We start from the raw sequence: 12,532 nt of genomic DNA, 5'->3' as shown, positions 1-12,532 counted from the left end.
TTCCTACAGAATCGCCGACGACCTATCCCGCCAAAACGGGATGCGGACGACAGCGGCCGTGGAGTTCACCCGTGGTGACTGCCTACTCTCAGCCTGTGCATCCACCGCTCCCCTTCAACGCGCGCGCTGCCCGCATCCTGCGCGAGAAACTCGGGATGGCCCCCGGCCACGTCGCCTACGGCATGCGCGCCTCCTACGGCATGAACCACATCACCCCCGATCACATCGCCGCGTGGGAACGCGGCACCGCCCTGCCCACCGCCAACGAACTCACCGCCCTCGCCGGCGCCCTGTGGTGCGACCCCCGTGATCTCATGGGCGCACCCCGGACCCTGCGGGAACACCGTCTGGCCCGCGGACTCGCCGCCGAGGACGTCGCGCGCGCGACCGGCGTCGCCCTCGACGCCTACCACCACATGGAGGAAACCGGCCGATGGGCCGGTGACAAACGGCAGTCCGCCGCACTGGGCGCCGTCCTCAGCCTTCCCCCGCGCGACTTCATCGCCATCACCGGCCTCGAGGGCGAACTCGCCGCCCTTCTCACCGAAGCCGTCTCCACTCGTTGGCAGGCCCACATCCGCGCCATCGCGCGCCTCGTCTCCATGGAACGCCGTGACCTGCAGGAACCCCTGCGCGCCATGCACCAGGAGTACCAGGCCCTCATGGCCGCCACCCTCAGCCGGGCGGGCGGTGCCATCGCCTCCGGGGAGAACGGGCGGCGCTACATCGACGACATCGTCAACCACTTCTGGGCCCGGCTCCCGGACCGCTGACGCTGTGGTGCGTCACTCGGGCCGGCGGCGGTGTTTCGCATCTTGATAGGCAAGTGAATGCTTGCCTACGATGGGGCTGTGGCGAGTGATGTCTTCAAGGCTCTGGCCGACCCCACCCGCAGGCGCATCCTCGACGAGCTGGTGGAGCGGGACGGCCAGTCCCTGTTCGAGATCTGCGCACGGCTGACGGCCAGACACGGGCTCGGGCTGTCCCGCCAGGCGATCAGTCAGCACCTCGCGGTGCTGGAAGCCGCGGATCTGATACGGACCCGACGCCAGGGCCGCTACAAGTTCCACGACCTGAACACCGAACCGCTTGAGCGCGTCATCGCCCGATGGCTCAGGCCCGACGCATCGGAGTGAACGCCATGAGAATCAATCTGGCCAGCGTCTTCGTCGACGACCAGGACAAGGCCCTGCGCTTCTACACCGAGGTGCTGGGCTTCGTGAAGAAGAACGACGTCCCGCTGGGCGAGCACCGGTGGCTGACCGTGGTCTCTCCCGAGAACCCCGACGGCACGGAACTGGTGCTGGAGCCGGACAGCCATCCCGCGGTGAAGCCGTACACATCGGCACTCGTCGAGGACGGCATCCCGGTCACCTCGTTCGCCGTGGACGACGTGCACGCGGAGTTCGCCAGACTGCGGGAGCTGGGAGTGCAGTTCACCCAGGAGCCCCTGAAGACGGGCCCGGTCACCACGGCGGTGCTGGACGACACCTGCGGCAACCTCATCCAGATCGCCCACGTCGAGTAGGACCGTCTGTGGCGCGGTGTGCGCCGTGGCCGGTCGTCCACCACCGAGTGCCTGCCCGTAGGAGAATCCGGGTGTCGCGAGAGTGGTTCCCGTATGTTTCGCGGGGCGCCGGCCGGGAGCCGGGCAGGCCGCCGGAGACCGCTGACAGGGCCGGCATGAGTGCGGAGGTGCGGGGAGATGGGCGCGCAGCATGGTGGTCGGGCAGGAGACGCGGAGCAGTTCGCGCAGCACCGGCTGGGCAGCTGGCTGGCAGGACTCGAGGCCGGCGCGTACGCGGTGGATGCCGACGGCGCCATCGTTGCGGTGAACGGTGCGGCCGAGGCGTTGCTGGGACGGAGCGCCGAGGATCTCCTCGGCGCGGACGCGCATGATCTGCTCCACCGGGACAGCAACGGGATGGGCATTCCCAGGACCCGCTGCTCGATGATGGAAGCCTTCGTCGCGCGGCGGACCCGGCAGGAGGAACTGGGCTACTTCGAGCGCGGTGACGGGACCTTGCTGACGATGTCCTGGCTGGCGACGCCCCTGCGCCTCGGCGCCGACGAGGTGGGTGCCCTCGTGGTGTTCCACGAGCACGAGACCACCGGGCCGCACCTGCAGGACTCGGCCTTCAGCATGGAGCTGCTGCCGGAGCTGGAACGTCTGGCGCTGCTGGCCGAGACCACGACGCAGCTCACCTCCACACTCGATGTCGAGGAGGCGCTGGACCGACTGGTGCGGCTGGTCGTTCCGCTGTTGGCGGACTGGGCGATCGTCGACCTGATCAGGGACAACGACGAGGTGTGGCGCGCCGTCGTCGCGCACGAGGAGGACGGCCGGCTCGTGCGCCGCGAGGACCTGGAGGGGGCCATGCCGCCGGTGCCCGCCGCCTCTCCCCAGCCGCTGTCCCGGGCGCTGAGGGGCGCGGGGTCGACCCTGGCGACGCCCGAGACATATCAGGGGCCGCCCGACTCCGGCATCGCCGTCGAACAGCGCAGGCTTTTCGAGGGCACGCACATGCACTCCGCGGTCATCGCACCGATCCGCGGACTGCGAGAGGTCCTCGGGGCTCTCACCCTCGGCAGATCCGACCGCCCCGACGCCTTCACAGGCGCCGACATCCCCCTGCTGGAGGACATCACCCGCCGCGCCGGTCTGGCACTCGACAACGCGCGTCTCTACCAGCGGCAGCGGAAGGTCTCCGAGACCATGCAGCGCCACCTGCTGCCCCAGATGCCCCGCGTACCGGGCCTGGAAATGGCCGCTCGCTACCTGCCCGCGCCGCACGCCTCCCAGGTCGGCGGAGACTGGTACGACGCCTTCCGTCTTCCGGACCATGCCCTCGCGCTGGTCATCGGCGACGTCGTCGGGCACGACCTGGACGCAGCGGCCGACATGGCCCAGCTCCGCAACATCCTGCGGGCCTACGCCTGGTCGCAGAAGGAACCGCCCAGCGTCGTCATGAGCCATGTCGACGAGGCCCTTTCGCACATCTCGGAAGTCGAGATGGCCACCGTGATCTTCGGCCGGCTGGAGAGGGACGGTGCCGGGCAGTGGAGGCTGCGGTGGACGAACGCCGGCCACCCGCCGCCTCTGCTGGTCACCTACGACGGCCAGAGCCGCTACCTCGACGACGGACACGGCATCCTTCTCGGCTCCCACGTCAGCATGCCCCGTGAGGACGGAACGGCCGTCCTGCCGCCGCAGTCCACCCTGGTGCTCTACACCGACGGCCTGATCGAGTCCCCTGGCCGTTCGCTCGACGACGGCCTGGAGAGACTGCGCCGCAATGCCGCCTCTCTGGCCCACCGGCCGCTGGAGGCCTTCACCGACCTCCTCATGGAACGATCCCGCCCCCAGGACAACGACGACGACGTCGCTCTCCTGCTCGTGCGCGTGCCTGCGGAGGACGGGCCCGAGCTCTGACACACCTCGGCGACCTGGGAACCGGCCGGACGCGGTGGGCATGCCCCGGGTGAGCCGCGTCTCACCTGGGCGCCGCCGCTTGTCTATGCAACAAGTTGCATAGCAGGATCGCCGCGTGGCGCTCGAACACGCGATACTCGTCTCGCTTCTGGAGAAGCCGGGCTCCGGCTATGAGCTGGCCCGGCGTTTCGAGCGGTCCATCGGCTACTTCTGGACCGCCACCCACCAGCAGATCTACCGCGTTCTCAAGCGCATGGAGAGCGACGGCCTGCTCGACGTCCGCGACGTGGCACAACAGGGCCGGCCGGACAAGAGGGAGTACTCCGTCGCCGTGCGCGGCCGTGCGGCCCTCTCCGAGTGGCTGCACGAGCCGATCGAACCCGAGAGCCTCCGGCACGATCTCGCCGTGAAGATCCGAGGCGCGGCCTTCGACGACCCGGCCGCGCTGATCAGGGAGATCGAGCGGCACCGTCAGGTGCACAGGGACCGGCTTGCGCACTACCTCGCCGGGGAAATGCGCGACTTCACCGGGCCCGGCGCCCCCGCACCGCCCGACGCCGGCCGGGAACTGCAGCATGTCGTGCTGCGCGGCGGCATCGCGTACGAACGGATGACGATCGCCTGGCTCGACGACGTGCTCGCCACCGTCCACCGGCTCGTCGCGTCACGCCCGCGTACCTGAACTGCCCGTCCTCTCCTCCCGACCGGCAACCCGCACCTCTCGACTCCCCGGAAGGCGAACCTCCATGGCCGACACCCTGCTGTTCAACCCGCGCACCTACGACCCGGCGCACTTCGACCCCGAGACCCGCAGGCTGCTGCGCGCCACCGTCGACTGGTTCGAGGAGCGGGGCAAGCGCCGGCTGATCGAGGACTACCGCTCGCGGGCCTGGCTCGCGGACTTCCTGGCGTTCGCGGCCAAGGAGGGCCTCTTCGCGACGTTCCTCACCCCGGCCTCCGCCGCCGACGGGCACCAGGACAAGCGGTGGGACACCGCCCGCATCGCCGCCCTCAACGAGATTTTCGGCTTCTACGGGCTCGACTACTGGTACGCGTGGCAGGTCACCATCCTGGGCCTCGGCCCCGTCTGGCAGAGCGGCAACGCGAACGCCCGCGCCCGTGCGGCCGAACTCCTCGCCCAGGGCGAGGTGTTCGCCTTCGGCCTCTCCGAGAAGGCGCACGGCGCCGACATCTACTCCACCGACATGCTGCTGGAGCCCGACGGCAACGGCGGCTTCCTCGCCAGCGGCTCCAAGTACTACATCGGCAACGGCAACGCCGCAGGGCTGGTCTCCGTCTTCGGCCGCCGCACCGACGTTGAGGGCCCGGAGGGATACGTCTTCTTCGCGGCCGACAGCCGTCACCCCGCCTACCACCTCGTGAAGAACGTCGTCGACTCCTCCAAGTACGTCAGCGAGTTCCGCCTGGAGAACTACCCGGTCGGCCCGGACGACGTCCTGCACACCGGCGGCGCCGCGTTCGACGCCGCCCTCAACACCGTGAACGTGGGCAAGTTCAACCTCTGCACCGCCTCCATCGGCATCTGCGAGCACGCGATGTACGAGGCCGTCACCCACGCGCACAACCGCATCCTCTACGGCCGCCCGGTCACCGCCTTCCCGCACGTGCGCCGCGAGCTGACCGACGCGTACGTCCGTCTCGTCGGCATGAAACTCTTCAGCGACCGCGCCGTCGACTACTTCCGCACCGCCGGCCCCGACGACCGCCGCTACCTGCTCTTCAACCCCATGACGAAGATGAAGGTGACCACGGAGGGCGAGAAGGTCATCGATCTGATGTGGGACGTCATCGCGGCCAAGGGCTTCGAGAAGGACAACTACTTCGCCCAGGCGGCCGTCGAGATCCGCGGCCTGCCCAAGCTGGAGGGCACGGTCCACGTCAATCTCGCGCTGATCCTCAAGTTCATGCGCAACCACCTGCTGGACCCGGCCGAGTACGCGCCCGTCCCGACCCGCCTCGACGCGGCCGACGACACCTTCCTCTTCCAGCAGGGACCGGCCCGCGGCCTGGGATCCGTCCGCTTCCACGACTGGCGCGCGGCATACGACGCCTACGCGGCCCTGCCCAACGTCACCCTGCTGCGCGAACAGGCGGACGCGCTGTGCGAGTTCGTCACCACCGCGGCGCCCGACAAGGAGCAGAGCCGCGACCTCGATCTCCTGCTCTCCGTCGGCCAGCTGTTCGCGCTCGTCGTCCACGGTCAGCTGATCCTGGAGCAGGCGCGCCTGACCGGCCTCGACGAGGACGTGCTGGACGAACTGTTCGCCGTCCTCGTACGCGACTTCTCCGTGCACGCCGTCGAACTCCACGGCAAGGACTCCGCCACGGAGGAGCAGCAGATCTGGGCACTCGGCGCGATCCGGCGCCCGGCCGCCGACCAGGGCCGCTCGGCCCGGGTCTGGGAGCGAGTGGAGGCCCTGTCCGGGGCGTACGAGATGGCGCCGTGACGACGCGACGACGGGCGGCAGCCGGCGGACGGCTGTCGCACCGTCGTCGCCGTCGGCCGAACCGACCAGCCGGACCGCGCGTGCCCGGGTCCCGGCCGGCCGTGCACACGGATTCCGGGGCACCGGCCCGGTGGGGGCCGGCCCCTCAGAGGCCGTGTCCGTGCAACTGCCGGGCGGTCTCGGCGATCGACCCGGACAGGGACGGGTAGACCGTGAACGCTCTCGCGACCCGCTCCACCGTGAGGTTGCCGTCGATCGCGATCGACACCGGATGGATCAGCTCGCTCGCACGCGGCGAGACGACGACGCCGCCGATCACGATGCCCGTGCCGGGCCGGCAGAAGATCTTGACGAAGCCGTCCCGGATGCCCTGCATCTTCGCGCGCGGGTTGCGCCGCAACGGCAACGTGACGACACGGGCGTCGATGAGGCCGTTGTCGACGTCGGCCTGGGTGTGGCCGACGGTGGCGATCTCCGGGTCGGTGAAGACGTTGGCCGAGACGGTCTTGAGGTTCAGCGGCGTGACCGATTCGCCCAGGAGGTGGTACATCGCGATCCTGCCCTGCATGGCCGCGACCGAAGCGAGAGCGAAGACACCGGTGCAGTCACCGGCCGCGTACACGCCCGGCGCGGTGGTACGCGACACACCGTCGGTCCGGATGTGCCCGGAGTCCGTCAGCTCGACCCCGGCCTCCTCCAGACCCGCGCCGGAGGTGTTGGGGATCGCGCCGACAGCCATGAGGCAGTGCGTGCCGGTGATGACCCGCCCGTCGGCAAGGGTGACCTCCACCCGGTCGCCCGTGCGCTTGGCCGACCGGGCTCGCGAGCGCGCCATGACCTTCATGCCGCGCCGCCGGAATACGTCCTCCAGCACGGTGGCCGCGTCCGGGTCCTCGCCCGGCAGCACCCGGTCGCGCGAGGAGACCAGCGTGACCTCGGATCCGAGGCTCTGGTACGCGCCCGCGAACTCGGCGCCCGTCACACCCGAACCGACCACGATGAGCTTCTCGGGCAGCTCGTCCAGGTCGTACAGCTGCGTCCAGTTCAGGATCCTCTCGCCGTCGGGCCGGGCGTCGGGGATCTCGCGGGGATGCCCGCCGGTCGCCACCAGCACCCCGTCGGCGACCAGCGTCCGGGTCGAGCCGTCGGCGGCCGTCACGGTCACCCTGCGGGAACCGTCGGGCGCCTGCCCCGGCTCCAGCCGCCCGCGCCCGCGCACGACGCGGACGCCGGCGCGGGTGACGGCGGTGGTGATGTCGTGCGACTGGGCGAGAGCGAGCCCCTTGACACGGTGGTTCACCCTGCCCAGGTCGACACCCATGACGCGCGCTGCCCTGCCGGCGTGCGGCATGCCTGAGGTGGCGACGATGCCGAGTTCCTCGTAGGAGGAGTCGAAGGCCGTCATGACCTCAGCCGTCGCGATCAACGTCTTCGAGGGCACGCAGTCGGTCAGCACCGACGCCCCGCCGAGACCGTCGCGGTCCACGACGGTCACCTCCGCACCGAGCTGGGCGGCCACCAGGGCAGCCTCGTAGCCGCCGGGGCCGCCACCGATGATCACGACCCGAGTCACGCACGCCATCGTCCCGCTCTCTTCCTTCCGCACTCTCCGCGCCGATCGCCGGCAGTCCGTGCCGGCCGTGAGGTGATCGCACCCCGGCGTGACCGTCAGACGCCGGATGTCACCTCGCGCCTCTCGTCGGAACCCGTCCGCGTCACCGCCTGACTGCCGTTGTGTCGCACCGACGACCAGAAGGACGCGGCGATCAGGGCCACACCGATGAGGCCGGTGACGACCTCGTTGACGTGCCACTTGATGCTGACGAGCAGCAGGCCGGCCAGCGCGCCGATCGCATAGTGGGCGCCGTGCTCCAGGTAGACGTAGTCGTCGAGGGTGCCCTGGCGGACCAGGTAGACGGTCAGGGAGCGGACGTACATCGCGCCGATGCCGAGACCCAGCGCCATCCAGAAGATGTGATTGGTGATGGCGAAGGCCCCGATGACGCCGTCGAAGGAGAAGGACGCGTCCAGCACTTCGAGGTAGAGGAACATGAAGAACGCGGCCTTGCCGGCAAGGCCCACCACCGAGGGCTCCCGACCCGCCTTCCGGGCCGCTCCCTCGGCCTCGTGCTCCTTCTCCTCCTGTTCTTCGAGCTTGTTCTCGAAGTGTCCGGACAGTCCGCCGACGACGAGGTACGTGATCATCCCCGCGACGCCCGACAGCAGGACCGTGGCCGACTTGTCGACGTGCGTGCCGCCGTGTTGTGCCGCTTCGTGGGCGATGGTGGTCGCGGTGACCAGAAGGACGATCAGCCCGGTGCAGATCGACAGTCCCTCGATCCGGCCGAGCCTGGCCAGCGGGCGCTCGATCCGGCCGAGCCAGGTGTGCTCGCGCTCATCGAGGATGAAGTCGAGGAAGATCATGAGCAGGAACATCCCGCCGAAGGCGGCGATCGCCGGGTGGGCGTCGGTCACGAGCATCTCGTACCGCTCCGGATCGTCCATCGCCAGCCGGACGGCATCGATCGGGCCGACCTCGGCGGTGAGGGAGACGATCACGACCGGAAAGACCAGGCGCATTCCGAAAACGGCGATGAGAATTCCGACAGAAAGGAAGAGCTTCTGCCAGAAGGCATTCATTTTCTTCAGGATGCCCGCGTTGACAACCGCATTGTCGAACGACAGCGAGATCTCGAGGATGCTGAGAATCGCCACCACGGCGAAGCCTTCCCAGCCCCAGAGGACGGCGGCGCCTGCGAGTCCGGCGGCGGTGACGCCGAAGGACCAGCCGAAGGTTCTGAAGAGCACTGGCTACCCAATCGTGTGTACGGGTTCCCGCATTTCCCTGCCGCGCCGATCACAAAGCGCTGAGACCGAAGCTTAGGTCGGTGCCCTGAGGTCCCGACACGTACGGGATTTCTGCTCTTTCTGCTCTCGGAATCTCGTTTTGCTCGGGGCGACTCAACCGGCTGCCGGGAGCACGGCGGGCGCCTCGGACGGGGAGCCGGGCCCCAGCCGGCGGGCACGTCGGAGGCCCGCCGCCCGGATCGTCGTCGACGCCGCGAGCCTCGCCGGCTCGGTGATCAGCAGGAGGTCTCGGTAACGACTTGGCGCACGCCCCTGTTGTGCTCATTTCGCTCGCGTTACAACTCCCATGAGCAATGACAGCAGGGATTGCCGCTGCCCCCGTACCCCTCGTGCAGACGACCGGTACGGAAGGACGCTCCGCGGCGGGACGGAGGCGGACGGATGCGTATCGGCCGGCCTCGCGGCGGCATTCCCCAGGTGCTCCCACTGCGGAGCCCTGCGACGGTGGGGAACCGGCCGTGATCAACGTACTCGTCGTGGACGACGACTTCCGCGTCGCCGAGATCAACTCCGCCTACGTCACGAAGGTGCCCGGTTTCCGCGTGGCGGGGCGGGCGCACTCGGCCGCCGAGGCGCTGGCCTTCTTCGAGCACACCGAGGTCGACCTCATCCTCCTCGATCACTACCTGCCGGACGAGACCGGCCTCGCGCTCGTGAGGCGGATGCGGGAGTGCGGGCTGCACACAGACGTGATCATGGTGACAGCGGCGCGCGACATCGCCACCGTCCAGGCCGCGATGAGGCACGGAGCGTTGCAGTACCTCGTCAAGCCGTTCACCTTCGTCGGGCTGCGCGTCAAGCTCGAGGGCTACGCGTCGATGCGCCGCGCGCTCGACAGCGGGGACGAGGCCGAACAGGACAAGGTGGACCGTATCTTCGCCGCGCTGCGCGGCGCCGCCGCGGGCCCGGCCAACCTGCCCAAGGGGCACTCGGCACTCACCGCCGATCTGGTGCGGGAGGTCCTGCGGGAGGCCGAGGGCCCCCTCTCGGCCCAGGACATCGCCACCCGGTCGGGGCTGAGCCGGCAGACGGCGCAGCGGTACCTGAAGCTGCTGGAGCAGGCCGGCCGGGTCCGTCTGAGCCTGCGCTACGGCGAGAAGGGCCGCCCCGAGCACCGGTTCGCCTGGGCCCGCCCGCCGGGCGGCTAGGGCGATCGTCCCAGCCGCGCAAAGGACAGCGCAGCGCCTCCGCGGCGGGGGCTGCCCCCGCCGGGCCGTCGCCGGCACAGCGAACGCGCCCGATGCGCTCGGCCTTCTCACGAGTACGGCATCAAGGGAGCGTGACGGTTGCCGTGTTCCGGCAGTGGCCTCACCCACAAGAAGCCGGCACCGGCCGGGGGCGCGGCTGCCACGCCGTCCCCGAACGGAGCCGTCGAGATCACCGAGTAGTCCGAGCGTTGGTGCCTCGCTCCAGTGGCGCCCTCCGCGCTGTCCCCTCGCACCCCCTGGGCGATCGTCAGGAGTGGTGCGGGGCGCGCGGCGCGCCCCGGTTCCGCTCCTGCCAGAGCGCGTAAGCGGGGCTCGTGGTGCAGGCGGACCGGTAGTCCTCGACGACACGGCTGAGGATCTCGGTCCCGGCGGCCGCCAGAGGTCCGTCGTCGCGCCAGGCGAGAATGTGCCGGTACCACAGAGGGTTCCCGGCCAAGGGGCGGACCACCACGCCGGGTACCTCGATGAACGTGCACTGGCAGAGGCTGACGGCCAGGCCCGCCCGTACGATCTCGATCAGCTGCCGCCCCTCCGCCTCATAGGGGGCGCACGGCGTGCGGCCCGTCAGAGCGGAGACGGAGGACCAGTATTCGCGGGTGCGGTCGGCAGCGGGCCGGGGAACCGCCCAGTCTTCCTGAAGCAGTTCGGGCAGTGGGACCTCGTCCCGCGCCGCGAGCGGATGGGTCGCCGGCAGGAGCGCGAAGACCGGCTCGGTGGCGATCGTGTGGAGTGCCACCCCTTCGGGCCGCGGCAGCTCCTGGCCGGGATGATCGCCGAGCACCGCCACTTCCAGCCGGCCCGCGGCGAGGTCCTCGAGGAGGTCGAGAGGGGAGTACCGGCAGCGGGAGGTCACTTCCGCCTCCGGCAGCAACGCCTTCACGGCCAGGAGGAGATGCCCGAGCAGCGGGGCTCCGACCGAGCCGACGCGGATCCGGGCGGCGGCCGACATGCGCCGGGTGGCGCGGGCCGTGTCGGTGAGCAGCTCGTCGATGCTCGGCAGGATGGCCTGGGCTCGGCCCAGTACCAGCTCGCCGAGAGGCGTGGGGACCGTGCCCTGCTGTCGCCGGTCGAAGAGGCACCCGCCCAGCATGGCCTCGATACGGCGCAGTTGGGCGCTGATCCCCGGCTGTGTCATGTGGAGTTCGGTGGCGGCGCGGGTGAGGCTCCCCGCATCGGCGATCGTGCACACCACGCGCAGGTGCCGTATCTCCAGGTCCATGGCGCGGATGTTATGGACCGGCGACAGCTTCCGGACAGCCCCGTGCGTCCGCAATCGTAAGTGAAATGTCACACACCATTCATGGAGAGGTGGTGATCACGTGAGATTCCTGCGTCTCCCGTCGATCCACCGGCCGTCGCTGTCGCCACTGCTGCTCGCCGGCCTGCTTCCGTTCCCGCTTCTTCTCAGCCCTCCTCACGCCCGCGCCGCCACGGCCGCGGACAGTGTGTCGGCCTGCGCTCTGCGCGGCACCACCGGCTGGACGGACGAGGGACACGACACGGACTATTCGGTGTTCCAGCGCCCGTCGGGAAACATCAGGGTCGCCATGATCTTCGTGGACTTCCCGGACGCGCCCGCCACCGAGACGCCCGCACAGGACGCGGCACAGATCACTCCCGGTGCGGACTGGCTGTGGAACGCCTCGTACGGCAAGGCCTGGCTGGCCATCACCCAGCATCAGCGCTGGGTGAGGATGCCGCGCGTGTCCACCGATTACGGCTACGCGCGAGGGCTGACGCACGAAGCCCACGAGGCGTACGTCAAGGACGCGGTCAGGGCAGCCGACCCCTACGTGAACTTCTCCGAATACGCCATGGTGTACGTCGTGCCGACGAGGAACGCGGCGGCGATCTCCTTCACCCCCACCTACGTGTACCACCCGGGAACGGCGGGCGTCGTCGCCGACGGGAGTCGGATCAAGTGGGCGGTGACGTTCGGTCAGGACATGTGGCACTGGGGGAGGAAGTTGGTGGCGCACGAGACCGGCCACACCTTCGGGCTGCCCGATCTGTACGCCTTCGACGCCGGGACCGACGCGCACCGCTTCGTGGGCGGGTGGGACGTGATGGGCCTGGTCGGGGGCGCGGGGCCGCAGTACTTCGCCTGGCACTCCTGGAAGCTCGGCTGGACACAGGACAACCAGGTCGTCTGCCGGGCCTCGGCAGGCAGCGACACGGTGTATCTCACCGCCGTGGAGTACGGATCCGGGACCAAGATGGCCGTCGTTCGCACCAGTTCCACCACCGCGTACGTCGTCGAATCGAGGCGGGGCGTCCAGGCGGACACGGCCGTCTGTTCCACGGGGGCGCTGATCTACCGCATCGACACCTCGGTGCGGACCGGCGAAGGGCCGATCCGGGTCATGGACGCCAAGCCGCTTGCCACGCCGGCCGCAGGCTGCCGCCCGCTGGACGACGCCCCCTACTGGGCGGGCGAGTCCTTCCACGACGCCATGGCCGGTGTCCGGATCGACGTGGTGAGCGCCGACGGGTACGGAGAGACCGTGCGGATCACCAAGTCGTGACCCGTACGCGTACGGCTGTGCCCCGGCTCC

The 12,532-nt window shown here is 69.8% G+C and carries 11 protein-coding genes; 8 read left to right on the top strand and 3 right to left on the bottom strand.

Features of this window, described 5'->3' with window-relative positions; translation table 11 throughout:
- The first annotated feature begins 95 nt into the window (after nt 1–95).
- The 6 genes from AB0K02_RS14245 to AB0K02_RS14220 all read left to right on the top strand — a co-directional run bounded on the left by AB0K02_RS14245 (nt 96) and on the right by AB0K02_RS14220 (nt 5,901).
- Complete coding sequence (locus tag AB0K02_RS14245; protein ID WP_365992688.1) at nt 96–773, top strand: helix-turn-helix transcriptional regulator; 678 nt, start codon at nt 96–98, stop codon at nt 771–773.
- A 78-nt stretch (nt 774–851) separates the two neighbouring features.
- Nucleotides 852–1,136 (top strand): metalloregulator ArsR/SmtB family transcription factor, encoded by a 285-nt coding sequence (locus tag AB0K02_RS14240; protein WP_365992687.1) that lies wholly within the window; start codon nt 852–854, stop codon nt 1,134–1,136.
- Nucleotides 1,137–1,141: 5 nt separating this feature from the next.
- Nucleotides 1,142–1,528: a VOC family protein gene (locus AB0K02_RS14235; RefSeq protein WP_365992686.1), complete on the top strand. Its 387-nt coding sequence runs from the start codon at nt 1,142–1,144 to the stop codon at nt 1,526–1,528.
- Nucleotides 1,529–1,705: 177 nt separating this feature from the next.
- Nucleotides 1,706–3,433: a SpoIIE family protein phosphatase gene (locus AB0K02_RS14230; protein WP_365992685.1), complete on the top strand. Its 1,728-nt coding sequence runs from the start codon at nt 1,706–1,708 to the stop codon at nt 3,431–3,433.
- A gap of 115 nt (nt 3,434–3,548) precedes the next feature.
- On the top strand, nt 3,549–4,115 hold the full coding sequence (locus AB0K02_RS14225; RefSeq protein ID WP_365992684.1) for a PadR family transcriptional regulator: 567 nt from the start codon (nt 3,549–3,551) through the stop codon (nt 4,113–4,115).
- A 64-nt stretch (nt 4,116–4,179) separates the two neighbouring features.
- Nucleotides 4,180–5,901, top strand: coding sequence for an acyl-CoA dehydrogenase family protein (locus AB0K02_RS14220; protein ID WP_365992683.1), 1,722 nt, complete (start codon nt 4,180–4,182; stop codon nt 5,899–5,901).
- 145 nt (nt 5,902–6,046) lie between these two features.
- Here AB0K02_RS14220 and AB0K02_RS14215 read toward each other — a convergent pair whose 3' ends face one another.
- Both AB0K02_RS14215 and AB0K02_RS14210 read right to left on the bottom strand, forming a co-directional pair.
- On the bottom strand, nt 6,047–7,483 hold the full coding sequence (locus AB0K02_RS14215; RefSeq protein WP_365992682.1) for an NAD(P)H-quinone dehydrogenase: 1,437 nt from the start codon (nt 7,481–7,483) through the stop codon (nt 6,047–6,049).
- An 86-nt stretch (nt 7,484–7,569) separates the two neighbouring features.
- Entirely contained in the window at nt 7,570–8,709 is a 1,140-nt protein-coding gene (locus AB0K02_RS14210) for a DUF475 domain-containing protein (protein ID WP_365992681.1), read from the bottom strand.
- Nucleotides 8,710–9,227: 518 nt separating this feature from the next.
- Between AB0K02_RS14210 and AB0K02_RS14205 the strand changes: the two genes are divergently transcribed.
- Nucleotides 9,228–9,917, top strand: coding sequence for a response regulator (locus AB0K02_RS14205; protein ID WP_365992680.1), 690 nt, complete (start codon nt 9,228–9,230; stop codon nt 9,915–9,917).
- Nucleotides 9,918–10,224: 307 nt separating this feature from the next.
- Here AB0K02_RS14205 and AB0K02_RS14200 read toward each other — a convergent pair whose 3' ends face one another.
- A complete protein-coding gene (locus AB0K02_RS14200; RefSeq protein ID WP_365992679.1) occupies nt 10,225–11,196 on the bottom strand; it encodes a LysR family transcriptional regulator in 972 nt (323 codons plus the stop codon).
- 100 nt (nt 11,197–11,296) lie between these two features.
- Here AB0K02_RS14200 and AB0K02_RS14195 point away from each other — a divergent pair, with 100 nt between their 5' ends.
- A complete protein-coding gene (locus AB0K02_RS14195; protein ID WP_365992678.1) occupies nt 11,297–12,502 on the top strand; it encodes a M6 family metalloprotease domain-containing protein in 1,206 nt (401 codons plus the stop codon).
- Nucleotides 12,503–12,532 lie beyond the last annotated feature (30 nt).

The organism is Streptomyces sp. NPDC049597 (genome assembly GCF_040675505.1).
GTDB lineage: Bacteria > Actinomycetota > Actinomycetes > Streptomycetales > Streptomycetaceae > Streptomyces.
Note: the sequence above shows the minus strand (reverse complement) of the source record. Positions and strands in the feature narration are given on the sequence as shown.